General features: G+C 40.3%; 24 protein-coding genes and 3 pseudogenes. 20 read left to right on the top strand and 7 right to left on the bottom strand.

The annotated features are described in order from the left end of the window. On the top strand, positions 1–1,251 hold the full coding sequence (locus ACN6NF_RS12320) for an MFS transporter (protein ID WP_474317975.1): 1,251 nt from the start codon (positions 1–3) through the stop codon (positions 1,249–1,251). A 60-nt stretch (positions 1,252–1,311) separates the two neighbouring features. Here the strand turns inward: ACN6NF_RS12320 and ACN6NF_RS12315 are convergent, their stop codons facing one another. Beyond that, positions 1,312–1,821: a DinB family protein gene (locus ACN6NF_RS12315; protein WP_474317974.1), complete on the bottom strand. Its 510-nt coding sequence runs from the start codon at positions 1,819–1,821 to the stop codon at positions 1,312–1,314. 358 nt (positions 1,822–2,179) lie between these two features. On the opposite strand from ACN6NF_RS12315, the gene ACN6NF_RS12310 reads away from it, so the two are divergent. The 4 genes from ACN6NF_RS12310 to ACN6NF_RS12295 all read left to right on the top strand — a co-directional run bounded on the left by ACN6NF_RS12310 (position 2,180) and on the right by ACN6NF_RS12295 (position 5,689). Next, complete coding sequence (locus ACN6NF_RS12310; RefSeq protein ID WP_474317973.1) at positions 2,180–2,875, top strand: response regulator transcription factor; 696 nt, start codon at positions 2,180–2,182, stop codon at positions 2,873–2,875. Between the two features lies 1 nt (position 2,876). Next, a complete protein-coding gene (locus tag ACN6NF_RS12305; RefSeq protein ID WP_474317972.1) occupies positions 2,877–3,932 on the top strand; it encodes a HAMP domain-containing sensor histidine kinase in 1,056 nt (351 codons plus the stop codon). Between the two features lie 223 nt (positions 3,933–4,155). Then, entirely contained in the window at positions 4,156–5,316 is a 1,161-nt protein-coding gene (locus ACN6NF_RS12300) for an alpha/beta hydrolase family protein (protein ID WP_474317971.1), read from the top strand. A gap of 217 nt (positions 5,317–5,533) precedes the next feature. After that, complete coding sequence (locus ACN6NF_RS12295) at positions 5,534–5,689, top strand: ATP-binding cassette domain-containing protein (RefSeq protein ID WP_474317970.1); 156 nt, start codon at positions 5,534–5,536, stop codon at positions 5,687–5,689. 133 nt (positions 5,690–5,822) lie between these two features. Here ACN6NF_RS12295 and ACN6NF_RS12290 read toward each other — a convergent pair. After that, positions 5,823–6,020 (bottom strand): annotated as a pseudogene (locus tag ACN6NF_RS12290) (metal-dependent hydrolase); the annotation flags it as partial. A gap of 290 nt (positions 6,021–6,310) precedes the next feature. Then, positions 6,311–6,862 carry a TetR/AcrR family transcriptional regulator gene (locus ACN6NF_RS12285; RefSeq protein ID WP_474317969.1) on the bottom strand — a complete coding sequence of 184 codons (552 nt, stop codon included), beginning with the start codon at positions 6,860–6,862 and terminating at the stop codon, positions 6,311–6,313. 210 nt (positions 6,863–7,072) lie between these two features. Between ACN6NF_RS12285 and ACN6NF_RS12280 the strand changes: the two are divergent. The 6 genes and pseudogenes from ACN6NF_RS12280 to ACN6NF_RS12255 form a co-directional block, all read left to right on the top strand. Then, a pseudogene (locus ACN6NF_RS12280) lies at positions 7,073–7,385 on the top strand (alcohol dehydrogenase); the annotation flags it as partial. Positions 7,386–7,600: 215 nt separating this feature from the next. After that, positions 7,601–8,830, top strand: coding sequence for a multidrug effflux MFS transporter (locus ACN6NF_RS12275; protein WP_474317968.1), 1,230 nt, complete (start codon positions 7,601–7,603; stop codon positions 8,828–8,830). Between the two features lie 479 nt (positions 8,831–9,309). After that, entirely contained in the window at positions 9,310–10,191 is an 882-nt protein-coding gene (locus tag ACN6NF_RS12270) for a LysR family transcriptional regulator (protein WP_474317967.1), read from the top strand. 187 nt (positions 10,192–10,378) lie between these two features. After that, entirely contained in the window at positions 10,379–11,092 is a 714-nt protein-coding gene (locus tag ACN6NF_RS12265; protein ID WP_474317966.1) for a PTS transporter subunit EIIB, read from the top strand. Further along, entirely contained in the window at positions 11,035–12,237 is a 1,203-nt protein-coding gene (locus ACN6NF_RS12260; protein WP_474317965.1) for a glucose PTS transporter subunit IIA, read from the top strand. Before ACN6NF_RS12265 ends, ACN6NF_RS12260 begins: the two co-directional genes overlap by 58 nt. A 29-nt stretch (positions 12,238–12,266) precedes the next feature. Further along, a complete protein-coding gene (locus tag ACN6NF_RS12255; protein WP_474317964.1) occupies positions 12,267–13,694 on the top strand; it encodes a 6-phospho-beta-glucosidase in 1,428 nt (475 codons plus the stop codon). A 776-nt stretch (positions 13,695–14,470) separates the two neighbouring features. On the opposite strand, the gene ACN6NF_RS12250 is transcribed toward ACN6NF_RS12255, so the two are convergent. Further along, entirely contained in the window at positions 14,471–15,016 is a 546-nt protein-coding gene (locus ACN6NF_RS12250) for a TetR/AcrR family transcriptional regulator (RefSeq protein ID WP_474317963.1), read from the bottom strand. 268 nt (positions 15,017–15,284) lie between these two features. On the opposite strand from ACN6NF_RS12250, the gene ACN6NF_RS12245 reads away from it, so the two are divergent. The 8 genes from ACN6NF_RS12245 (at position 15,285) to bluB (ending at position 21,439) form a co-directional block, all read left to right on the top strand. After that, positions 15,285–16,259, top strand: coding sequence for an aldo/keto reductase (locus ACN6NF_RS12245; protein ID WP_474317962.1), 975 nt, complete (start codon positions 15,285–15,287; stop codon positions 16,257–16,259). A 109-nt stretch (positions 16,260–16,368) separates the two neighbouring features. After that, positions 16,369–16,548, top strand: a complete 180-nt coding sequence (locus tag ACN6NF_RS12240) for a hypothetical protein (protein WP_474317961.1) — start codon at positions 16,369–16,371, stop codon at positions 16,546–16,548. Next, positions 16,535–17,287 carry a carboxymuconolactone decarboxylase family protein gene (locus ACN6NF_RS12235; protein ID WP_474317960.1) on the top strand — a complete coding sequence of 251 codons (753 nt, stop codon included), beginning with the start codon at positions 16,535–16,537 and terminating at the stop codon, positions 17,285–17,287. Before ACN6NF_RS12240 ends, ACN6NF_RS12235 begins: the two co-directional genes overlap by 14 nt. A 78-nt stretch (positions 17,288–17,365) precedes the next feature. Next, the gene (locus ACN6NF_RS12230) at positions 17,366–18,112 is read left to right on the top strand and encodes an SDR family oxidoreductase (RefSeq protein ID WP_474317959.1); all 747 of its coding nucleotides are present in this window, start codon (positions 17,366–17,368) and stop codon (positions 18,110–18,112) included. A gap of 31 nt (positions 18,113–18,143) precedes the next feature. Continuing rightward, the gene (locus tag ACN6NF_RS12225; RefSeq protein WP_474317958.1) at positions 18,144–18,539 is read left to right on the top strand and encodes a cupin domain-containing protein; all 396 of its coding nucleotides are present in this window, start codon (positions 18,144–18,146) and stop codon (positions 18,537–18,539) included. 149 nt (positions 18,540–18,688) lie between these two features. Further along, on the top strand, positions 18,689–19,549 hold the full coding sequence (locus tag ACN6NF_RS12220; protein ID WP_474317957.1) for a DUF3737 family protein: 861 nt from the start codon (positions 18,689–18,691) through the stop codon (positions 19,547–19,549). After that, the gene (locus ACN6NF_RS12215; protein ID WP_474317956.1) at positions 19,479–20,711 is read left to right on the top strand and encodes a MalY/PatB family protein; all 1,233 of its coding nucleotides are present in this window, start codon (positions 19,479–19,481) and stop codon (positions 20,709–20,711) included. The genes ACN6NF_RS12220 and ACN6NF_RS12215 overlap by 71 nt, the downstream gene beginning before the upstream one ends. 92 nt (positions 20,712–20,803) lie before the next feature. Next, positions 20,804–21,439, top strand: coding sequence for a 5,6-dimethylbenzimidazole synthase (gene bluB / locus ACN6NF_RS12210; RefSeq protein ID WP_474317955.1), 636 nt, complete (start codon positions 20,804–20,806; stop codon positions 21,437–21,439). A gap of 577 nt (positions 21,440–22,016) precedes the next feature. On the opposite strand, the gene ACN6NF_RS12205 is transcribed toward bluB, so the two are convergent. Then, positions 22,017–22,322, bottom strand: coding sequence for a tyrosine-type recombinase/integrase (locus tag ACN6NF_RS12205; protein WP_474317954.1), 306 nt, complete (start codon positions 22,320–22,322; stop codon positions 22,017–22,019). Positions 22,323–22,583: 261 nt separating this feature from the next. Between ACN6NF_RS12205 and ACN6NF_RS12200 the strand changes: the two are divergent. After that, a pseudogene (locus ACN6NF_RS12200) lies at positions 22,584–23,060 on the top strand (SDR family NAD(P)-dependent oxidoreductase); the annotation flags it as partial. Between the two features lie 148 nt (positions 23,061–23,208). On the opposite strand, the gene ACN6NF_RS12195 reads toward ACN6NF_RS12200, so the two are convergent. Both ACN6NF_RS12195 and ACN6NF_RS12190 read right to left on the bottom strand, forming a co-directional pair. Further along, positions 23,209–24,717: an alpha/beta hydrolase family protein gene (locus ACN6NF_RS12195; RefSeq protein WP_474317953.1), complete on the bottom strand. Its 1,509-nt coding sequence runs from the start codon at positions 24,715–24,717 to the stop codon at positions 23,209–23,211. A gap of 259 nt (positions 24,718–24,976) precedes the next feature. Further along, positions 24,977–25,942, bottom strand: coding sequence for a poly(ethylene terephthalate) hydrolase family protein (locus tag ACN6NF_RS12190; protein ID WP_474317952.1), 966 nt, complete (start codon positions 25,940–25,942; stop codon positions 24,977–24,979). Positions 25,943–26,005: the final 63 nt, after the last annotated feature.

Here is a 26,005-nt window from a genome sequence, read left to right as displayed (position 1 = left end):
GTGAATCTATTGTTTAAGGATAGCCGTTTTATCCGTTTCTTCGCATCTCGTACTTCTGCCAATATCGCGGACAGCATTTATTCTATCGTCCTGCTGTATTTTGTTCAGCAATCGACACAGTCGGTGGCGATGACCAGCTTCACGTATACGGCCGTATCTGCGGCGTCAATTTTCAGCTTTCTCGTGGGTCCTTTGGTGGACCGTTATTCACCGCCTTTGTTAGCTAGCATCGCTTTGTTTACGCAGGCTGTGTTAATTTTGGCCGTCCCGTTTCTCATTCAGGGCGGGATGGTCAATCTAGTCGCTATTCTTGTTATTGTATTCATTGCATCCTGCTTTTCCACCCTGTTTTATCCGGCCAACAGTAAAATGCTGCCGCAACTGGTAGACTCTCCAGATTCGATTGTCCGGGCGAATTCCATGATTTCGTCGACGGATCAGGTTATTAACATTGCCGGATATCTAGCTGGAGCCTCGCTCATCATCACAATAGGGATGAAAAATACGTTTTTTCTAGCCGGTGCAATGCTGTTTCTGGCAGGCTTTGTATATGTCAGGCTCAGCAAGCAAATCGATGCTCCTCCGGTGGAAGACACGGACAGGAGCTCACTAAAGCTCGGGTACTATCTGAAACAATTGAAAGAAGGGTATCTTTTTGTAAAAGGGCACACCTTCCTGAGAATTATGCTTCCATTCTTTGCGCTGACAAACTTTTCGATGGCGATTTTGGTCATCGCCATGCCTTCCATCGCTGTATCCTATGGCTCGCCGATCTATTACAGTCTGCTGTATGTAGCTTACTTTATCGGTATTTTCATCGGTTCCTTTCTGGTCAGTGTACTGAAAAAGAATGGCATTACCATCGCAGTTTCCTGGGTAGCCATGGGACTGGCAATCTATGTCTTTTCCCTTGTGCCCGAGATGTGGATGAAACTGCTGGCAGCTCTGTTATTAGGCATTTTTACTGGCATCATCAATGTGCTGCAAACGTCGTTGATTCAAATTATTACACCGCTGCCGTTACTGGGACGTGTTACAGCCTTTTTAAACACCTTGTCGAGTGCGGCTCTGCCATTAGGGGCTTTGATTGGGGGGGCGCTAGCTTTACGGTTTGCTCTAAGTGAGGTTCTTTTTTTCAGTGGACTGATTATTGTACTGTGCGGATTGATTATGTTTCTGGTTAAGGATATCCGCCAGTATCAGATTCCTTCTGGGGAGATTGGAAGAGTTGCCCCTTCCCACAATTCATAAGCCACGCATGCCAATGCCAGGTTCTCATCATAGAATCTGGCATTTTTAGTATGTCTGGCCTCACCATGATAAGGATGACCATTTTGGCGCTGATGTTAAAAAATATATACACAGCGAATTTTCTTCGCTCTTTCGGTGAAAGAAGTATAAACTGTTTATAGCTCGTTTGATACCTGGGGATTTATCCTTCAAGTCATGAACGAGACGTGGGAGGGCTGGAGCTAAAAGAACGAATAAATCGGCATAATTTACTTCGACTTGGACTGGCTCTGCCGATTCGATCCGAAGTGCCCGGTTGATCTGTCCCCGGTGATATCGCCCATGTAAGAGAACCTGCAACAGGATGTCCCGGACGGACGTTCGGAACGGAACCCCGCTCTGGTTCGCATAGTCGATCATCTCGTCCGACTCGGATTCCTCGAGCCCTTTGATATAGACACGATATTGCTCGGCGGTTCGGGTAGCGTGTAGTGCTTTTAAAGGAGCCTTATACTGGCTTCCGGATCGGTGAGCAATGCAGGGAGATGCGCCACAACAGAGTGGCAAAAGAGCAGGGCCTATCTCACGCATATAACAAGAGTAGGAGAAAGCGACCCCAGCCAAGGTGCTCTATAACACCACGGACGTACATCCCATTGCGCTAATATCAAAACAATTTGATAAGCAAAATCTTTTGATTAGACACACTCCCGGATATAACGTTAAAAACTATGTGCAGGCCTTCAAGCTGGAATATGTGCATAGCTCGACCGCTATTGAAGAGCATGCCAGTTTGTTAAAGCCAGCATTGCCCAGGCCGTTGCTCAAGCTTTTTTTGAGCTTATCCGGGACTGGAGAGACGCTTTGAGCGCGACTTTTTTCAATGCGAAGTCCATACGGCTCTTGTTTTATAAATTCAGTCCATTTAAAGCGGCTGGGAGGTATAAATATGCTAAAAACGATATTAGTTGTAGACGACGATGAAGAAATCGTAAAACTCATCACAAAGAGTTTAAGGTACGAGCAATTTTCAATACTTTCGGCATATTCGGGGAGAGAAGCCTTATCTACATTGGAAGAAAATCACATTGATTTCATCGTTCTTGATATAGTGATGCCTGATATGGATGGACTTGATGTCTGCAGAAGTATCCGAAATTCTTATAATGTTCCAATTCTGTTTTTAAGTGCGCGTGATAAGGACATTGATAAAATCGTCGGGCTCGAAATAGGAGCAGACGATTACATGACCAAACCTTTTAGTATTCAGGAGCTTGTCTCCAGGATAAAGGCTCATTTCAGAAAAGTGGACAGACTTTTTAAAGAGTGGGACGAACTTAGTACCAGTAACGAAAAGGCGGATTCTCCGCTCATTTTGAATGATAAGACGTTTGAAGCATTCCTGAATAGCAGAAAGCTCGACTTATCAACGAAGGAATTTCAGATTCTGTCTATCCTCATGCGCCACCCCAATAATGTATTGACTCGTGAGCAGATATATGAAAACGTCTGGGGAGACGAATACGGAGAAATAAATACCGTAACGGTTCATATAAAAAATATCCGGAAGAAACTTGGTCCTGAATATGACTTTATTAAAACAATATGGGGCATAGGATATAAATACACGGAAAGAGAGCAATAGTATGAAACTGAAAATAAAGCTTCCTCTTTTGTTCCTGCTGATGTTTATAATATTCATGTTTTCGATTGGAATGTACCTGAAGCTTGTCTTTGCAGTGTATTCTCCTATACGCAGTTCATTGCTGGACTCGCGATACATAGCATTGCTCCTGCCCATACTGGCAATTGCCTGTATCATATTTATTATTCTAATTATCTATATTCATTTTTGCATAGAGAAACCCATTCAGCTTCTGAATACCAGGCTTGAAGAAGTAAATATTGTACATCCACTGCCTCCGCTAGCTCTGAGAAGTAATGACGAGATCGGAGAACTTTATAAACACTTCAATAAGATGGAGCATCGGCTTCAACTCGCGCACAAAGAGCAGGTCGATATGATCGCGGCAATTGCCCACGACTTGAAAACTCCCTTGACATCTATTAATGGCTTTACTGAACTGCTGGCTATGCACAAGGATTTACCAGAAACTGAAAAGCGGGAATATTATGATTTGATTCAAAAGAAGTCAGCATATATGGTCGAACTCATCAATGATTTCTCCAGCTTCACCAAAGAAAAACTCGAGTTGGAATCTATGGTAGCTAAACCTGTAAAAGCATCAAGATTATTTGAAAACATTGCCCTTGAATATGAGTATGAGTTGGCGGGACTTGACAACGAGCTTACTTGCCGCCATTCATTCACGGAAAATATATGTCTGATGGTCAATGAACCGATGATACGTCGGGTTTTCGGTAACCTCTTTAGCAATGCTGTAAGATATGGAGGGAAAAATAAGCTGAAAGTGTATATGACCGGTTACCCGCTAGGACAGTATGCCTTTTTTCAAATCGAGGATAATGGAATTGGAGTGCCGGATAAGGATATACCTTCTCTGTTCCTCAAATTTTTCACTGTGGATAAATCGCGACAAATCCAAAAGGGCGGGCTGGGGCTGGGGCTTGCAAGCTGTAAATCCATTATTGAACATCATAGGGGCGAAATTGACGCCTATCCTTCCGAATATGGCGGTTTGGGGATAAGATTCAGCCTTCCCTTGGCCGCACAACACTGATTTTATTTTTGCACATTTTCTTTTACTACAGGAGTTAAAGGCTGTTGCCAGCTGTGAACACCCAGGCAGCAGCCATTTTTTATTTTTTTTAGTGTTTTATAATTTTTTATATTCTCTTTACAAACATTTATTTTTCTTTTAAAGAAGCTTTATCTTTGTGTTGTAAAAATTACTTGTAGTAAAAAAACTACAATAACTAGAACTGGATAAGGAGGATGTTACAATGTCAATTGAGTTCAGCCGTTGGCCTAATCACTACATGATGTCATACCAAGTAACCAAAGCTTTAGGTATGGCAAGCCTCGGTGCTACGGACGTCACCGAGATCTACGAGGCCTGCAAAAATATCGACCCCGAAGACAAGGACACGTGGCACAGGGAATGGCTCATAACGGCTCAGGCATTGGAAAGACACGGCAAGGAGGCCGAAACGGCTGGAAACTGGTATACAGCACGAAACTGCTACATTCGTGCCTGCAATTACTACAGAATTGCAGAATATACGGTGATGAATGATGACACCGAGAAAATCCGTGTATTTAAGAAAGTAAGTGAACTCTTCGAAGCTGCCGGAAAGTACTTCGATGTCCAACCGGAGAAGATCCAAGTCGATTACGAAGATGTCAAGCTGGATGGTTACTTCTTCTCCCCTTCCTGGATAAAAGGTCCGAAGCCGACCCTTTTTGCGCTCAATGGTGGCGACGAGTGGTCAATTGAAAACTATTTCTGGCTAGGTCCCGCTTTTATTTCGTGTGGATATAACTTTCTGGTCTATGATCAACCTGGCACCGGCCTCTCGCTGTACGAAAAAGGAAAAGGAAGACGAGCGGACAGTGAGGCTTTCCATTCCCGAGCAATCGACTTTCTTCTAACGCGGCCGGAAGTTGACCCCGACAAGATTATCGTGCACGGTGAGAGTTTTGCGGCTTACGACTCTTTGCGATTTGCTTCGTTCGATCACAGAATTGCTGCCGTCATCTCCGACGGCGGTACGCATGCCTTTGATTGGGATGCAATGCTTAAATGGATGCCACCGAGTCTGGCCGCACATGGCATGAGAATTCTGGGGGCAAAAAGCATGGAGGACTTTGCGGGTAATCCGCGTTTTGCCTATGATCTTGAGGGGGTGCTCCACCAGATTGAATGTCCGCTTCTTGTAATGCACGGAGCGGAAGAGATATTGGTTCAGCCAAATCCGCTGGCACAAGCCTTGAAAAATTATGAGCAAGCGGGTTCGAAAAACAAGACGTTCTTCCCGATAGAGGATAGACGACTTGGGGGATTAGAACACTGTCAGGTAGACAACATCAACGTGCTACATGAGGTAGCGCTGAATTGGCTCTGCTCAATTGGGCTTGGACCAGCCGTACCTCGTCCTAAGTGATTGCCAGAACGTCATAAGTAAATTTGGACCATCGGAATTGATCCCATTGCGGATGATGCTGGCAGCTTCGATCTTCCGGTTGCCAGAGGCACCCAGTGCTATCATGAAAAAGCAAAATTCGATATATTGAAAGATTTAGATTTCTGATGAGCTTATTTAGGAGTGTCCTACTTAGAATCCTGAATAAGCTCTCCTCTTTATTGAAGAGTTGAAGACTGTGAGTATTTTCTCAAAGGAAAAAATTAGCGTAACGTCCGCCATGCAAATTGAGGGACTGCACAAAAAATTTGGCGACTATATCGCATTGAATAATCTTTCGCTGGAGGTGAACCGAGGAGAGATATTTGGATTTTTAGGACTGAATGGCGCTTGAAAGACAACGACCATAAAGATGCCCTTAGCGATGCTGAAGCCAAGCTCAGTTAACTCCTAAGTTAACCATTAAAATCCAAAAAACAAAAGCGGGTGCCGTCCAACAAAGGAGAGCGCCCGCTTTGATTTTTTAGTTGATGAGCTCCCCCAATGCTCATGGCGTGGGTTCGTACACCTTGCCAACTAAGAACATCCGCAAGCTCTGCCGATGCAATTACCAGCGCGTCGTTTCGTTTTGCAATTTCAAGTATTTCCAACATGGTCCCGTGGCCATGGTTCAGAAGGATTACATCAGCCTGCACGTCGGCTGCTTCCAGATCGGTGTTGGAGTTGGTACCAATTGAGGCTCTTGAATGAATGTATATGCAGGTGCGTATATGCAAGTGTAGTGAGGAAGTCTATACTACTGGAAACAGGAGAGAAAGCAATTGCTTTCTCTCCTGTTTCCAGTTTGCTTCCGACATGGGAGATAACCTGATCTCTTCCAGCTAAGTAACAAAAAATGGAAAAAAACATGCAGAAGCAGCAACCGATCGGCTGCCGTTGTTTTAGTGTTTCGTTGTATACTGTGACCTTTATTGAATAGGGAAAAGGACATTTTCTTTACAGAATATATTACCGATTAAAAACTTCTTTCTAACAAGGTGCCAACTTGCGTGGCCATGACTTGCGGTGAATAGGGCATTCCATTTCGAATCCACCATTCAATGACCCCTACATAAGCAGTCCCAGCATATTGTAACATCACATCTTCGATTAATTCCGTATTTTTCCCGCTTTCTTTGTCAATTTCCCCTTTGAACCCTTCCATAAAATAAGCAAGTAGCCGTGTTCTAAAAGATGAAGGTGTACCTTTTGATGCAGCTAGCATGGTTGAAAAAAACAAATAATTTTTCTCAAAGTACTCGAAATATGGAACAAGAGCATCAGCCCACTCCATCTGACATGCCCACGTATCCATTTCTTTTAATTCATTAATGTGTGTTTCCATGATTTGATCTAATAAATCATATTTGTCCTGATAATGAAGATAAATTGTACCACGGTTTACGTTTGCCTTGTTTGCAATGTCTTGAATGGTAATGTCATCGAAGTTTTTTACAGCCATCAGTTCAATAACAGCTTTTTTTAAGGATTCTTGCGTTTTTAGGATTCTCCGATCCACTTTAATCATCTTGTCTTTTCCCCCTGATCAACAAAATAATCAACACTTTTCGCGATGATGTTGCTATTTCAACAAATTGCGCATTTTTAACCATTGAACTTAGGTTTCTTTTTTTATAATAATAGACATAAGTTGATAAAACAACCAGTTTTGTTTATTCGCTCTCCGTGGCTTACTTACCTAAGAGGAGAACTAAATATTTAAAAAAGAGGGGTGTTCACTTGGTGTTTAAATGGACATATGGGTACCTACGGAGTCATCGATAGATATGGACAATATACGCAGGGAGGTTATTCCAGCCATATCGTTGTAACGGAGGATTTCGTGGTTCGAATTCTAGACGGTATTAATCTTGATGTCGCCGCTCCACTTTTATGTACTGGGATCACAACGTATCTGCCGCTGCGCCATTGGGGTGTTAATTCCGGAAAAATATAGCGGTTGTTGGACATGTGGACTCGGACACATGGCTGTGAGGATCGCTCATTCTATGGGGGCAGAAGTAACGGTTTTATCTCAAACTTTGAAGCAGACTTGGATGAGGAAAAAAAGGAGGCATCCCATGAAATCTACTCAGCCAAAGTTCCCAACTGTTTTCCTAACTTTTACAAGGTATTATCTTACGAAATTTATCTAAGCCCCTTTGTATATCGAATGGGTATAATGTCACCGGGTAAAAACCATAACATCTAAAGCAAATGCGTCAGCTTAAAGAAAGCATTTAAACAAATCATAGGAGTCAAAGGAATGAAATATAAGACCCCAAAAAATTCTCTCGGTTTTGCTCTAATATTGGCCATATTTTCGGCGTTAGGGCCGTTTACCGTTGATATGTATCTTGCATCACTTCCGCAAATCGCTGTTTTTTTTGGAACAAGCGCAACTGCGGTTCAAGCGAGTTTAACCACTAGTCTGTTAGGATTAGGGCTAGGACAGTTGATAATGGGACCTTTAAGCGACATTTATGGAAGACGCCAGCCTTTGTTGATTTCCATGATACTATATGTCCTTTCCTCTATTGGATGCGCTTTTGCACCAAGCATAGGATGGTTTATATCTTTAAGATTTATACAAGGGGTTGCTGCGTCCGCTGGTCTCGTTATTTCGCGCGCTATTGTTCGAGATCGGTTTAGTGGGATTGAAATGACTAAGTTTATATCGTTGCTGACAATGATAAGCAATGTGGCACCGTTAATTTCCCCTACGGCTGGAAGTACGGTTATGTCATACAGCTCTTGGTTAGGTGTATTTATATTTTTAGGGGTGCTAGGCATAGGTTTAACTGGGATAACCATATGGGGGTTAAAGGAAAGCTTACCTGTACAACAACGTATTTCAGGCAGTCCCCGTGCGTTGATGAAAAATTATAATAGCTTATTCCGAAAGCGGTCTTTTATGGGGTATGCTCTAGTCAATGGCATATTGTTCGCAGGTGTTTTTGCCTATGTTGCAGGTACCCCATTTATTTATCAAAACATATACGGCGTGTCGCCGCAACTGTTTTCAATCCTCTTTGCGTTGAATGGCCTTGCTATTATCTTGGGATCTCAGTTCGTCAAACTGCTCGCAGGCCGGGTAACGGAAGGTCGATTGTTTTTGATCGCGATAATACTAGCGTTTATATCTTCTGCTGCAGTCTTATTAATAGTACTAGTACATGGAGTATTATCAGCTATGTTTATTTCGATCTTCTTATTCGCTTTATCCATTGGGATCATTGGCCCAATCTCTTTTACATTAGCAATGGAATCGCAGGGGCATATTGCAGGGAGCGCGTCCGCCGTGCTCGGCACCTTACAATTCGCATTAGGTGCCGTTACGTCTCCACTTGTGGGAATTGCAGGCGAAAATTCTGCTATACCTTTTGGAATTATTATTTTTTCTACAAGTTTATTATCTATAATTACCTACATCATTCTGGTTAAAGGGATAAAAAAATTTTCCGGCACCAAAAATAGCTTTGAATCCAATACTTAACCAATCTAGCAAACATTAAGATCTTTACGAGACCCCAGCATTATCGGAGCATCTTTTTATCTTGGGTATCGAGGTTAAAAAACAGGAGGATCTAAAATGCAAAATTTAACTTTGAATTGAGTAGGGAAGATAAAAGGATTACTACGTTGAATTCCAAAGAGAGTTTAATCTTATCTCTTCACGATCCTGAAAACGTGGAACGGCTCAGCAACATGAAATTTCGTAACTAATTTTGGGGAGGTTTTATCACAAAATACTCAAACCCAACAACACTTTGTTCACCTAACATTTAACCAAAATTCTTCCCTTATATCGATTCAATTCCACCTATAATTATATGCATATAGAACTGATTAATGGTTATAATGGCAGAGAAGTATGTGAAAAATTAAACTGAAAGAACTGTATTTAAGGCGATAAGTTAATTACTAAACATATTGCATCTATTTCTCAAGCACATATTATCAACAGGGGGAAACATGGAGTTAAGAGTGCTTCGTTATTTTCTTACAGTTGCTCGTTTGGAAAGTATTACACATGCAGCAAATGTACTACATGTAACACAGCCGACATTAAGCAGACAATTGGCTGATTTAGAAAAAAATTTAGGAACTCAATTGCTTATTCGTGGTAAAAAAAAGGTGTCATTAACGGATGCTGGCATGCTTTTACGTCAAAGGGCAGAAGAAATCCTAACGATTGCGGATAAAACAGAGAGAGAATTCAAAGATCAAAATAATCTGGTTGGAGGAACTATCTCTATAGGAAGCGTCGAATCACTAACATCGCATTATTTATTTCAAACATTAAAAGCTTTTCATGAAGAGTATCCACAGGTTAATTATTATATTTATAGCGGAACAGGGGATGATATAAAGGAAAAAATAGACAAAGGATTACTTGAAGTTGGGATTTTATTAGAGCCTATAAATATTGAAAAATATGATTTTATCAGATTGCCTCAAAAGGAACGATGGGGAATTCTAACACAGGCTTCATCCCCTCTTGCACAAAAAGAATATGTTACTCCCAATGATCTTGTTGGAGTTCCTTTACTTCTTTCTAGTCGTCCAACAGTACAAAATGAATTTGCTAATTGGTTTGCTGATGAATATGAAAATATACATGTTTTAGCCACATACAACTTAATTTCTAACATAGTTAATTTTGTAGATAATGGTATGGGAACTGCTATTTGTATTGAAGGTGCTCTTGCGATGACAGGTTCAAAACATCTTTGCTTCAGACCATTTTTTCCAGAACTCAAATTTAGTTGTGTTATTGTTTGGAAGAAACACAAGATTTTTAACCAGGCTACTTCTCGCCTTATTCAATTAATCAAGTATGCCTCACAAGCATAATAGAACATAGAAAATAGGTATTGGATATGGTTATTTATCTAGTGATATCTTAAAGGTGCAGCTTGAATGAAGCCTTTAATATTACCGATAAATAACTTTTTTTATTTTTAGCGGGAAAAGTTGTTTATGTTTAATAAATAAAAGGCGTAATTCATTGTTCAGCAACAAGAAGAGGGGGCATTTTCAAATGAGCAAAAAATATGAAAAATTAGCTCAGGATATTGTAGAGAAGATTGGCGGCAGCGAAAATGTATCAACACTAACTCATTGTATGACAAGGCTTAGATTCGCACTAAACCAAAATAAAAAAGCCGATCAAGACGCTATTAAAGCTTTAGATGGCGTGATTGATGCGATTGAAAGCGGCGGACAATTTCAGGTGGTTATTGGCACCCATGTTGAAGAAGTATATGAGGAAGTGGTCAAATATATAAAACATGCAGAAAATATAGATGATACATTATCTAATGAAAAAAATGTAAGCGTTTTTGGCAAATTAATCGATTTTATTTCAGGTACATTCAGTCCAATCGTTCCGGCTATTGCAGGCGCGGGAATGATAAAAGCGCTATTGGCTTTGCTGATCTTATTTAATGTAGTTTCAAAAACGTCGCAAACTTACTATGTAATCAATTTCATGTCGGATGCCATTTTTTATTTCTTACCCTTTTTATTAGCATATTCGGCTGCAAACAAATTAAAATGCAACCCTGTACTGGCACTTGTGTTGGCGGGGATATTGCTTCATCCGAATCTAGACCTATTGCGAACTGCGGGCAATGATGTTAGCGTTTTCAATATTCCATTGACACTTGTTGCTTGCAGTTCATCGGTTGTTCCGATGTGTGGGCGCAATCCTACATTGAACCATTCTTCAAAAGAGTCATTCCTAACGCTGTAAAAATTATTTTTGTTCCGATGTTTACCATTCTGGTTGTTGGATTTATTTCCTTAACTGTACTTGGACCGTTAGGTTCTTTCTTCGGAACATATTTGGCAATGGGATTTAATTTTCTGGGATCGCACGGAGCATGGGTGGTCATTTTCATTATTGCAACTTTCTGGCCAATCCTTGTTATGTTTGGACTTCATCACAGTATCGTTCCGTTATCATTGGCTCAAATCACGACATTGGGATATGAAAATATCATTGGACCTGGAGCCATGATATCCAATATTTCGCAAGGTGTAGCTGCATTGATTGTCAGTTGGAGAACAAAGGATACAGTATCCAAACAAATCTCCACTACAAGTGGAATTACAGGCTTAATGGGAATTACAGAAGCAGCACTTTACGGTGTTAATTTACCTAAAAAATATCCTCTTGTTGCGGCTATGATTGGCTCCGCTGCTGGAGGGCTTTACGCAGGGTTTATGGAAGTTTCACGTTATGCAACAGGTTCATCAGGGCTTCCAGCTATTCCGCTTTATATAGGAGAAAACATTTGGAATTTCTATAATATACTCATCTCATTATTAATTACAACGGTTATAACTGCAGTGCTTACCTATTTATTAACCTTAAAATATGAGAAAGAAACGTCTGAGCAGAATAAAGTCACCACAAACGATAAAATCATCACACTTAAAAATACCGTTATTACGAGTCCTATCAAAGGGGAAATGGTTCCATTGAAGGATGTTCAAGATGCAGCCTTCTCCTCAGAAGCAATGGGAAAAGGAATTGCCATTGAGCCAAGCGAAGGAAAAGTGGTCGCTCCTTTTAATGGGAAAATTGTTTCGCTGTTTCCCAAGAAGCACGCAATCGGTTTACTATCCGATGATGGGGTTGAAATACTCATCCATATAGGATTGAACACCGTTAAACTGAATGGGAAGTACTTTGAAGCTCATGTTGAAGAGGGTCAAAGAATTACCAAGGGACAGACACTAATCACGTTTGATTTGGAGAAAATCAGAGAGGAAGGATATGTTACCCAGACCCCGGTGATCGTTACGAATACTTACAGTTATGCTGATGTGCTAACTAATAACAGTAGTACAATCACTGATTTTAACAATGAGTTGTTAGTCCTAATAGTGTAACCATACCAAATTCAAGGAGCGGATTATAAATGACTTTAGTCAAAGACTTTTTATGGGGAGGAGCAACTGCTGCAAACCAATGTGAAGGTGGATATTTGGAAGGGAATAAGGGATTGTCAACCGTCGATGTTATACCCGCAGGAAAGGATCGCATTTCTGTAATGAAAGGCAAGATGAAAATGATGGAATGTGATGATGAGCATTTCTATCCGAGCCATGAAGCCATCGACTTTTATCATAATTATAAGGAAGACATTGCCTTATTTGCAGAAATGGGTTTCAAATGCTTCCGCTTATCTATTGCATGGACACGAATCTATCCAAATGGGGATGATACATTACCCAACGAAGAAGGTTTGAAATTCTACGACGATGTTTTTGATGAGTGTTTAAAATATAATATAGAGCCTTTAGTAACTATCACTCATTTTGATGTGCCGATGCATTTGGTAAAAACGATCGGTTCTTGGAGAAGCCGTAAAATGGTTGATTATTATGAAAGACTATGCGAAACACTATTCACTCGCTACAAAGATAAAGTAAAGTATTGGCTAACTTTTAATGAAATCAATATGTTATTACACCTACCATTCGGGAGTTCAGGGTTGGTGTTTGAAGAAGATGAAAATGAAGAAGCTGTGAAGTATCAGGCAGCTCATCACCAATTGGTCGCGAGTGCTAAAGCTACTGAAATTGCACGCAAAATAAATTCCGAATTCAAGATAGGTTGTATGTTGGCGGGTGCTAGCACTTATCCCTATACTTGCGCTCCCGAAGACGTATGGAAAGCCATGACAAGGGATCGAGAGCATTACTTCTTTGTGGATGTACAATCTCGTGGTGAATACCCGAATTATGCCAAAAAAATGTTCGAAAGAATGAATATACATCTGAAAATGGAAGATGGTGATGAGGAGCTTCTAAAAAATAATACAGTTGACTTCGTTTCATTTAGTTACTATGGTTCGCGATTAACAAGTGCTGACCCAGCAGTTAATACTCAAACCGCTGCTAATCTCTTTCCGACATTACGAAACCCCCATTTAAAAAGAAGTGAATGGGGCTGGAAAATTGACCCACTCGGGCTGAGAATTACATTAAATGCATTGTATGATCGCTATCAAAAACCATTATTTATTGTCGAAAATGGGTTGGGAGCTGCGGACAAGCCTGATGAAAATGGATGGATCTCGGATGATTACAGAATCGAGTATATTCGTGAACATATCCAAGCATTTAAAGCTGCTGTAAAAGAAGATGGCGTAGAGTTGCTAGGATATACAACCTGGGGATGCATTGATTTAGTAAGCTCAAGCTCTGGAGAAATGAGCAAAAGATATGGCTTCATCTACGTGGATAAAGATGACCAGGGAAATGGTACGTTAAGTCGTAGTAGGAAAAAGTCCTTTAAATGGTATAAGAAAGTAATTAGTAGCAATGGAGAAGATTTAGATTAAGTCTGCCAATTAATAAGAACAAACCTTTGATTTTATACAGCCAAAGCTAGTTTGATGGTGAAAATTTATCCTTGTCTGATATGATCGCGGTTATGGAGCAGCATTTTGGCCATGAGATTAAAGTTGAAAAACCTCAAGACGATCGGTAATCCAAATGCTATGAACTAGATAATTAGGTCGAAAGCCAAATAATTTTTCATCATTATATTCTTAGAACATGAAAAGTAAAAACTAATTCTGAAAGAATAAGAGACAGATAGCTCAAACTCTGAAGGAGGCTAGGGAATGAGTTAATTGAAGGAAAAACGCAACGAAAGACACAATGTCAAGCTGATGAGTTGTTCTGGAAAAGTTGTCTTCATGAGTCTTTCAGTATAATCTGCTGCTCGAATTGCTACTTAATTTCATACTGGAATCTGTATGCTGGCTCATTTTGGCACTAATCGGCAGATTGGCGCTTTATTAAGGCTGATTTTAAAAATAAATACTTGAAAAGTGCTCCCTTCTCTGGTGATGCTGTTCTGGACAAATCCAATCTGCCAGAAAGCCGGAGTCCTTTTCACATTTTTCTAAAAAGGGCCTGGTTCTTTCGAATTTCAGGCTATCCCAATGATATACAATTTGTCTCCGTATAAATTTATAACACTCCTGAATGGTAGAGCCAGCCCCCTTCCCAACATAATGCTAAACAAAACCCTCATCACGAAAACAGGATGAGAATTTTGTTTAAGTAACCTCGAGTTCTCGATTTTATTAGAATTCGCTGGGAATGCGAGTTAAAAATTTCTGTCTAACAATATCCCAGTTTGTTCTGCCATGACACGAGGGGGGACTGACATTCCATTCCTGAACCACCATTCTACTATCCCGACGACCGCAGCCCCAAAAAATTGAAGAATAACCTCATCACTTAAGCCTTGATTTTTTCCTTCTGTTACATCGACTTCAACCTTGTACTCCTGGACGACTAAATCAAGGAATTGGCTACGAAAATAAGCTGAACTTTTCGTGTTAAGCATAGTTGAAAAGAACAAATGATTGTCTGCAAAATATTCGAACCAGACATAATTTCCTTCTTGGAAACTCATTTCAGATGCTGAGTGGCAAAGTTCACGGAGATTGTTTATATGTTGTTCAATTATCTTATCTAGTAAGTCAAATTTATCCATGTAATGGAGATAGATTGTTCCTCGATTAACATTTGCCCTGTCTGAAATATCCCGAATTGTAATGTCATCAAAGTTTTTTTCAGTCATCAGTTCAAGTATTGCTTTCTTTATGGCTTCTTGAGATTTGAGTACCCTTCTGTCCACTTTAGTCATTTTTAAAGTCCCCTTACTGAGATAATCGGCAATTATTAATAATTTGTTGAGTAATCTACACATCGAGAAAAATTGATTATTGCAAGCATTTTGTTTCCGTTTAGAATTATAAACGTAAGTTGATTAAACAATCAATGTTCATTTTTTATTTGGAGTTATCTAAACTCAATGATCAGCACGCCTACCCGTTCTGAGGCAAGTCAAGATCGCACCACACGAAGCCAAGGACAATATAATTTTTAAGGATAAGAAAGGGAGGAACCATGAAATGGATTATACGAAACTTGGAAATACTGGCTTGGATGTATCCCGGATTTGTCTTGGTTGTATGGGCTTTGGAGACGCAGAAAAAGGTCATCATCGATGGGTGCTTGATGGGGAACGCGCTCGTCCAATCATAAAAAAAGCTCTGGAGCTTGGAATCAATTTTTTTGATACTGCAAACGTGTACGCTGACGGGACAAGTGAGGAAATAATTGGAGGTGCATTAAAGGATTATACGAACCGTGATGAGATTGTCATCGCGACTAAAATACATGGACGAATGCATCAAGGACCTAATGGAGCTGGGCTTTCCCGCAAGGCGATCATGAGCGAAATCGATAAAAGCCTTAAGAGATTGAGAACCGACTACGTCGATTTGTATCAAATTCACCGTTGGGATTACAACACGCCCATCGAAGAAACGATGGAAGCACTGCACGATGTAGTCAAGGCTGGTAAGGCGAGATACATCGGAGCCTCTGCCATGTGGGCATGGCAGTTTCAGAAAGCTTTACATATAGCTGAGAAAAATGGGTGGACCCGATTTGTATCAATGCAGAATCATTTAAATCTCATTTACCGCGAAGAGGAACGAGAGATGCTCCCACTTTGTAAGGCAGAAAAAATCGGGGTCATTCCTTATAGCCCGCTCGCAGGAGGAAGGTTGGCGCGGGAGACAACAACACATCGTGCCGAAACTGATGAAATAGCAAAACAAAAATATGATGCAACAGCAGATGCGGATCAATTGGTGCTAGACCGGGTTGCGAGTTTGGCAGAAAAACATGGTGTTCACCGGGTTCATATCGCACTTGCGTGGCTTCTGCACAAAGAACCGGTAACCGCTCCTGTTGTCGGTGCGACAAAAATATCCCAACTCGAAGATGCAGAAGCTGCTTTATCTATTCAATTAACAGCTGAAGAAATTGCGTTTTTGGAAGAACCATATGTACCGCACCGAATCGTTGGTCATTTTTAAATTCATATAAATTGGAGTCGCACGGTCTCTTTAATAAGAGAGATGCATATGAGTTATTGTGTCAGCTCGACGTCATTAGACATAAATTCACAATAAAGGAGAATAAACTTTGCCTGTAATTACAATTGAAGCAGCTAAATTAACTAAAGAGCAAAAAAGAAATATGCTAAGCCTGTCGGCTTCACAGATGGAAATTAGAGGTTACCGCGTCGCAATTATCGGCATTCTTTCGGCGTGTCTTATTCATCCGCAAAAAACAAGCAGGAGGCATAGTTATGAATCGAATTAAAAATAGCCAAGAAACGTTTAATCAGCTATTTGGTGATGGAGTGCCAGCGGCATACGCTACTGATCCTGATTTTCAGGACATCCTAAGCCGTTTTATTTTTGGGGAAGTTTTTTATCAAGGTAAGTTGGACGATAAACAACGTGAGCTTATCACTCTAGTGGTGCTTGGAACGAACCAAACGTTACCTCAGCTCAAGGCACATGCTCATGCTGCTCTGAACGTTGGGCTGACACCGGTAGAAATCAAAGAGGCCATTTACCAATGTGCGCCTTATTTAGGATTCCCTAAAACGCTAAATGCCATCGCGGAGATTAATGAGGTTTTCCAATCCAGAAATATCGGGTTACCTCTCGAAAGTCAAAAGCAGGTTGAAGAAGAGAATCGGTTAGACAAAGGTCTTGCAGTGCAGGTAGAGATCTTTGGCGATATCATTGAAAAGAACAGGGGGAATGTTCCATACAATCAAAAGCATATACAGGACTATCTTTCTTCCTTCTGTTTTGGTGACTTCTACACTCGTGGAGGCCTTGATCTGAAAACACGGGAGTTGCTGACCCTCTGTATCGTGAGTAGTCTCGGCGGTTGTGAAAATCAAGTCAAGGCACATGTGCAAGGCAACCTGAATGTAGGCAATGACAAGGATATTATGATCACGGCCATCACTCATTGCCTTCCTTATATGGGTTTTCCGAGAACATTAAATGCTTTGAGTTGTGTGAATGAAATCATTCCAGAATAGCAGGGGAAATTAAGCGAGAAAATAGATTTTTTTATAGATGAAAGTATACCTAAAGGTAAGAAAGGGTGTTTATCTAAAATGTCAAATATTCAAGAAAAAGTAGTTATTATTACAGGGGCGTCCAGCGGTATTGGAGAAGCAGCTGCAAAAGAACTGGCATCCAAAGGTGCAAAATTGGTTCTTGCCGCTCGCCGCGAAGACCGGTTAAAGAAACTACAAGATGAAATTGAACAAAGCGGCGGACAAGCTGTGTATAAAGTGACGGATGTAAGTTCACACCAACAAATGGAAGATCTTGCTGCATATGCGCTTAACGAGTTTGGAAAAATCGATGTTTTAGTTAATAATGCTGGAATCATGCCGCAGGCTTTTCTTGCTTTAAAAAAGGTTGATGAATGGGACCGAATGATCGATGTCAATATCAAAGGGGTATTGTACGCAATCGGGGCAGTCCTTCCATCTATGAGAGAACGGAAATCAGGTCATATTATTAACCTTTCATCCGTGGCTGGACACAACATCTACCCAGGCGGGACAGTTTATTGTGGTACCAAACATGCCGTAAGAGCAATCTCTGAAGGCTTGCGTCAAGAAGAAGCGATGAGTGGTACAAATATTCGTGTGACCAATATTTCGCCGGGGGCTGTGACCAGCGAACTGCTGGAGACGACAACCGATCCGGCAACGAAAGCGGGCTTGGATGATTTTTACAAGATAGCAATCGATGCAGACAGCATCGCACGTGCCATTGCCTTTGCCATCGAACAACCATCGGATGTGGGCATCAATGAGATGATCATTCGACCAACAGCTCAAGTTGGATAACGTTAAAAATATAAGAAAGTAGAGATGAAAAATGAAGAACGAGCACTTAAGCCATAGCACAATCTTCCCATTGGGTCAAAAAGTCGAAAAAAACTTTATCGGAGACGCGTACTTACAAATGGTGTTTACCGATCCTGCACCACTCAATACAGCAATTGGGAATGTAACCTTTGCTCCCGGTGCCCGTAATAACTGGCACTCTCATCATACTGGGCAAGTGTTGTTAGTTACTGGCGGTGAGGGGTGGTATCAAGAAGAAGGAAGGCCAGCTCAATTACTCAAAACAGGCGATGTGGTAAACATTCCAGCGAACATTAAACATTGGCATGGGGCTACAAAGGATAGCTGGTTTGTTCACTTAGCTCTTACACCAGGACAAACAGATTGGTTAGAACCCGTACTGGATGAAGAATATATTAAGCTATAGTAAATGAATTAACACATATAAACGGCAGCCGTCAATGCTGCCGTTTATTATAGAAGCTTCTAATAAATCTGAAACCCTCTGTTGCTATTCTGCGAATTATGGGGTCAGAGAAAATTTGAAGCTAGTACTGAGCGATTGGAGACAGTATTATGCAAACGATCGATCAACAAATGCTTACCGGAGAACGAGCACTTTTCAAGAGAAAGAACCTCATGGTCACTAATTCCATTTTTGCAGATGGCGAGTCCCCCCTAAAGGAAAGCAACGATATTACTATCGATAATAGCATTTTTAAATGGAAGTATCCCTTGTGGTATTGCAATAATATTTGTGTTAATCGTAGCACTTTCCTTGAAATGGCCCGATCGGGAATATGGTATACACATCAAATTGTCATTAGTGACAGCGTAATAGAGGCGCCAAAGACATTTCGGCGTTCGAGCGGAATCCGACTGAGGTATGTCGATCTACCCAACGCGCAAGAAACCTTATGGAATTGCGAAGATATTCACTTGCATCATGTGACCGCAAAAGGTGATTACTTTGGAATGAATAGTGCAAATATCACTATCGACGATTTCACATTAGCGGGGAACTACGCATTCGACGGGGCTAAGAATATGGAGATTCGCAATGCGAAGATTATTTCAAAGGACGCCTTCTGGAATTGCGAGAATGTCACCGTCTATGATTCATTGATTATCGGAGAATATTTAGGATGGAATTCGAAAAACATCACCTTTATCAACTGCACTATCGAAAGCAATCAGGGAATGTGCTACATGGACCGTCTCGTAATCGAGAACGGAACGATTCTGAATACCGACTTGGCATTCGAATATTCAACCATTGAGGTGGAAACCAAGACCTCAATTAATAGCGTGAAAAATCCAATCTCCGGGAAAATCAAAGCAAAGGATATCGGCGAAATCATCATCAATGACGAAGAAATCAACGCTGCCTACACCCGATACGAGCTGGATAAAGCAGGTGATCGATTTGTCCTTTAATTTTGATAAAATGACGAAACGCTTGGCCACTAACTCTTATAAATGGGATGTTGGACCAGAAGAGCTGCCGATGTGGGTGGCGGATATGGACTTTGAGACTTCGCCTGCTTTAGTCGATGCTCTGCAAAAGAGATTAGACCATCGTATTTATGGATATACCTCGATACCAGATACTTATTATGATGCAGTTGCCCATTGGTGGGAAAAGAGACATCAATATCAGATCCAAAAAGAATGGATAATGTTTTGCACGGGGGTAGTGCCGGCGATATCATCTATCGTACGCAAAATGACCAAAGCCGGCGACAAAGTGCTAGTGCTCGCGCCTGTCTATAACATTTTCTACAACTCCATAAAGAACAATCAACGAGAAGTTCTCGTAAGCGAGTTAGTTTACAAAGACAATCGATATTCGATCGAATTTGACGATGTGGAGAAAAAGCTAGCCGATCCTGACACAACGCTTATGATTTTCTGCAATCCGCATAACCCCATAGGCAAAGTGTGGGACAAACAAGTTCTTGAGAAACTCGGCACGCTCTGTGTCAAGCATCAGGTCCTTATTCTGTGCGATGAAATTCACTGCGATTTAACACACCCAGGCAACCAATACGTTCCATTCGCTTCCATATCGGAAGAGATCGCCCAAAATTGCATCACCTGTGTGGCGCCGACGAAAACTTTCAATCTTGCGGGAATTCAAACTTCAAGTATTATCGTGCCGAATTCGAAGATTCGAAAACTTGTACACCGTGGCATTAACACCGATGAAGTGGCCGAACCTAACTTTTTTGCGATTGAAGCAGCAATCTCTGCCTTTACGGAAGGCGAACCCTGGCTGCAAGCATTATTGGAATATCTCATGGCGAACAAGCAATATCTCGAACATTATTTGGCTAGTGAACTACCGCAGCTCCAAATTATCCATTCGGAAGCGACTTATTTGGCCTGGATCGATTGCCGGAACATAACTTCTAATGTAAGTCAACTATGTAAATTCATAAGGAAAGAAACGGGACTGTATGTCTCGAAGGGCTCCATTTATGGCGGCAATGGACACGGTTTCATTCGATTGAACTACGCCTGCCCTAAAAAACGACTAACTGATGGATTGCAGCGCTTGAAGATTGGGATTCAGGCATATCAAAGAATGAATGATTGATTCAATAATGGTTACACTTGAACCTGAAACCATGTCATAATAATCTGAGACTGGCGCATTCTGGGGATTTTTGTTTTAAGGGAGGAATTAAGTTGTTAAATGATTATGAGAGAAAAGGAATATTTAAAGCCATTTTTGAAAGGAGAGATATTCGATCATTTAATAGAAAACCCATATCCAAAGATAAGTTAAACAACATATTAATGGCTGGTCATCATGCACCTTCCGTTGGTTTTATGCAACCTTGGGATTTTATTGTAATTGACTCTCAAGAAGTTAAAGAACGATTGGCGCATACATGTCATAAAGAAATACAGGCCTTGTCCATACACTATGAAGATGAAAAAAAGAAAAGATTTCTCTCGTTAAAATTAGAGGGTATAAGGGAAGCACCTATAACGCTCTGTATTACATGTGATCCAACAAGAGGTGGCGGACATGTAATTGGGAGAAATTCTATTCCTGAAACTGATATTCTATCCGTAGCCTGTTGTATCCAAAATATGTGGTTGGCGTCTTATGCAGAAGGAATAGCTATGGGATGGGTGAGTTTTTACAAAAAAACAGACATACGGGAAATACTAAATATTCCACCACATATTGATCCTATTGCATTGGTTTCATTAGGTTATACGGATTTTTATCCTACAAAACCAATCCTAGAGCAAGTAAATTGGGAGAGACGTCGAAATCTAAATAATCTAATACACCATAATGCTTGGGAATGATTGAAATATAAATGAAAAAGATAAATTTATTCGAGGTTACAAAAGACATAAACGATTATGCGAACTTTGAGTCACTTATAACCTCAGTAAACAAGTTTCCTGTAGAATGACATAAAATTAACAACCAAGAAATCCCTTTTTTTATAAGGGATTTTTAATTTTTGGTAGGGACTTTGTGTCAATTTTAAAAAAAACGTTTATGTTAAGGCATTTTTATCTCTGAAGCTCATGTTATACATATGTACAAAATACGGGTTTTGTGAATATGTCTGAAGAGAACCTCATAGATGTAGTTTTCTGCTGCAACTGTTGTCCGTTGAAGTTAACTTTATTGCATTAGTGAACTTAAGATTATTGCATAAGTAAAAATGAAGATAAAGTTGTGTCATAAATCATATCATCCATCCTTTATGCAATAACTTTATCTTCAATAATCATCTACTGAATTACAATTGAACTTAGAGTTATTGCATAAAAAAATCTAAATCCATTTTATTAACCGCTGTCTTCAGATTGTCATCTGATAAATGTGTGTATATCATCGTTTTCTGTACTGATAAATGACCTAGTTGATCCTTCAGTTTTGAAACATCACTTTACCATAAAGATTAGCATATTTTTGAATTAACTTTTCTATGGATCTTTGAGTAAGTCTTCGTGTGCCTCCTTTTCTTCCTACAGGAGCAGCTATAAATAAGGCTATCTCTTTTGAGCTGGGTTTATACCTTTGATCTCTAATTTTTATATATTCTTTGATGTCATATAATGCAAGGTCATTAAAGTAAACATACTGCTCCTTACCGCCTTTACGGATTACTCGTAGTAAATTTTCAGTCAAGTCTACATCTTCAATGTTAGCGCCAACCACTTCGGATAGTCTCAATCCAGATCCCAAAATCAAAGAAGCAATGGCTGTATCACGCTCACGATTAAATATAACAAACTCTGTTGAAGTAACCCAATTTATAGCTGCAGAAAGACAAAAAGATGAAATAGACTGCTGATATTAATTATTCAAAATTAGTGTTGACTTCAAGTTAACTTTAAGATTTAAAGTATGATTATTAACTTGAAGGAGTGATTACCTTGTCAGAACAAAAAGTATGGCTTATCACAGGATGTTCAACAGGAGAATGCTGTACTTCCCTACATGCGCTCACAAAAAAGTGGTCACATTATAAACTTCTCGTCCATTGGCGGTCTAACTTCCTTCCCAACTCTCGGGTATTATCACGCAACAAAATACGCCGTTGAAGGTATTTCCGAAAGTATTGCGCAAGAACTGGCTCCTTTTAATATTTATGTGACTTTAATGGAGCCAAGCAGTTTTCGTACAGATTGGGGTGGCCGTTCTTCTGCCAAGACTGAGACAAGCATACCTGAGCTTAAAGAATCTATTGTCGGACATATGCTGCAAGGTATTCAACTTGGTGCTGGTCAAGAAGCTGGAGATCCTGTAAAGGCTGCTGAAGCGGTTATTAAAGTCGTGGAAACAACGGAACCTCCACTTCGTTTGTTGCTTGGTCAACAAGTCTATGATGCGGCAACCTATAAATTTAACAACATGCTTGCCAGCATAGAACAATGGAAAGAAACAACGATAAACGCAGATTACAAATAATAAAATCACATATTGGCAGGATAGCTAATGTATTGTTTCTGCTGCCCTTTTCTGTGTATCCACATCTCATCCTTCATTTAGAGCCAGCTAAATAAATCAAGTTTGCAACATCCTGTTAAATTTTTAACAAGATGCTGCAGTAACTAATTTACATTCGTGATGATTCTTCCTTTATCTCTTTCCATGTGGCTGTGTACTGGTTCTTTAACACGGTATCATCGATATCTGTGATTGATCCCTGAATAAAATGATTCAATTCATTCATAGAATGGTTTTCTGCCCACTGATTTAATTCCTCTACGACTTCCTGCTGATAAATGACAAGGGAGCCATAAACAGTATCATCAATTCCTTGATGAGCAGGTAATTGTATACTCTCTCCCTGATAACGATTCAAAAGCAGAAGAAGCTTTCCAGGTAGCAGCATTTCTGTTTCTGCCAAGCTACGGGAGAGCATATCTCTGAGATACGGAATATCATCGGTTACACCTGTTCCGGATGTCGCTCGGTGGCTCCCGTAAGATTCTACAGTTCCATCGTCGTAAATGTTCAGGTTGAACGGTTTCTTACTGTCATAAGGAAGTATGCTGTCTTTATCCGGGTCAGTAATAATAATGTGCACTGTTCTTGTGAGGTCTGAAGGCAGTTCTTCTTCCAAAGTATGTCCGAGAACTCCCGGATAGCTGTTATTCAGTCTTGTCGAAAACCCCTCCGGCATTGAACTTCCGTTTTCTTCATAGGTGAATCGTCTTGAAATCTGATCGACTGGAACCAAAACATCAGACGTAACATGATTGATGACCAGAGGACTACTAAAATGATTTGCCAGTGCAACCGGGGAGAATGCTTCCCATCTTGCGATGTCTTCTTTATCCGGAAAATTATCTAAGATCGGCTCAAACATACCAGATACCATACCTAGAAACGGAATCGGTAAGTCCATCATCGTTTTCAGCATTTCTTTCGCCGTTATCTCCGCAGTGATCATTTTAAACAATCCTTTAAGCATAACCCAGCCCATCTTGTTGTTGTTCAATTGGTTTCCCTCGGGAAAATACTGATAAAAATTAAAGTACACATTAGCAATCGGTGAATTCGCGATCGAAGCATTAATCCCCATTTGCAAAGCGTTAAGCATCAGTGTCGTGTATCCACCTGCGCTGCCTCCAACGAGGGCGATTCTTTGATGATCGACTTCTTCCATATGACGAAGCGTATATAAGGCGGCATTATTGAAAACCAGATCATCATCGGTCAGCTGACCGTTGTATTTATTATCAAATTTCGTCGGTGAAGCAACCATCCACCCTTCAGCTAGATACTTGCGCAATTCCACAGCATCCTCGGTCATTTCATAGTGAGGAATATAGATGACGGGGATCGGCTGCTCCGCATCCTTCGGAATATAGAGCCTCATTTGTCGGGTGTCCACTATATTGTCCTTGCTGATGTATTTTATATCAATGGTTCTCTGCTCAATATTTTCAAGAGGATGAAGTCCTTCTTGGGATTGCGCCTGTTGTGCAAATATCTTATCAATATCTAGTTCACTGCTATCAACTTTTGGAGGGAATAACATATTTTTAATTCTCAGTCCCACGATCAAAAGAATGAATATCAATATACACATGCCTATTATTTTAATCATTTTTCTCATTGAATTCTCCTTGATATTTGTTGAGGATGTCTACTGTCTTGTGTCTTATTTTCCTTGAAGTAATATACCTGATCTGAATAAACTGAAAATAAACTGATATGATGATGCCTATAACCAAATAAAACACAAACGATATTTTTAACTTAATATTTCTGTTCTGTAGCAATCTTACGAAGTAATTCCAACTCAACTAAAAAAGGACTGGAATCCAGTCCTTTATCAGGTATATAACATTGTTGTAATTGTATATAAAAATAATTCATTGACTTCTAATAACATCCTGCCAGTTCGCATTTTCAAGTAACTCTGCATCGTCACCAAAGAATGCGTTACCCGCTTGTACATCACCTTTCAGCCAATACATAAACCAGGCTGTCATATATCCGTCTGCATGGTTCACCATATCGCTGTGGTCAGTGTTTACGCGCCTAGCCATAACTTTGGTTACCGTATCGGGAATATTGGAATAATTCGTATTAAGTGACCAAAGCGGAGTAATTCCTTGCCCTTCTGTAGCCGTTATGTCTTCTGTAGTTCCCGCATCAAAATCTCCCGTACCAGCAACCATGAAGTAAGGGATTTTGATCTTGGATACGTCGTAACTCCAATCGGTTCCCAATTGGCTTTGCTGTCCCCAGAAGCTTGAAGTGGCGCTTGCCGTAAACATAGCTTTGTAGAAATCACCGTTCTCCTGATTGGTTACGGCATTTATTGTTCCCACGCCTCCCTGCGAATGTCCGCCGATCCCAATGTTATCAACATCAATTTTCCCATAAAAATCGCTCTCACTATCCTCATTCAGCTTTAGCATAAAGTCAAGGCTTGCAAACGATGAAGCTCCCGTTCGAGAATTCAAGTCCTCATTGCCAACAACAATAAACCCCCATGATGCAAGATGTTTAAAAACAGATTTATATTTTGATGCCGGGGTTCCCGTCCCGTTTGCCAATACAACGAGAGGATATGCAGATGAACGATCTTTCATTTCGGACGGATACCAAATTTCATATTTTTTATAGGTATCATTTTCTGCATCGAATTCTACAGAAGAAACCTCATTTGGTCCAAGAGCTGTATATTGTGCCTCTATTGGCTTATCAGTCTTTACAAACTTATAATAATTATCAAAGCGGTATGACTGAAATGCAAACAACGCCATAACTGCCAGAATAATTACAATAACTATGATAAACACAACTAACAATATCCTTTTTAATATTTTCACTATTTCCTCCTGAGTATGATGATAGTTTTTTCGTGTAACAAATGTATCATCAGATAATAGTTG

The organism is Paenibacillus sp. TSM33 (assembly GCF_056099025.1).
Note: the sequence above shows the minus strand (reverse complement) of the source record. Positions and strands in the feature narration are given on the sequence as shown.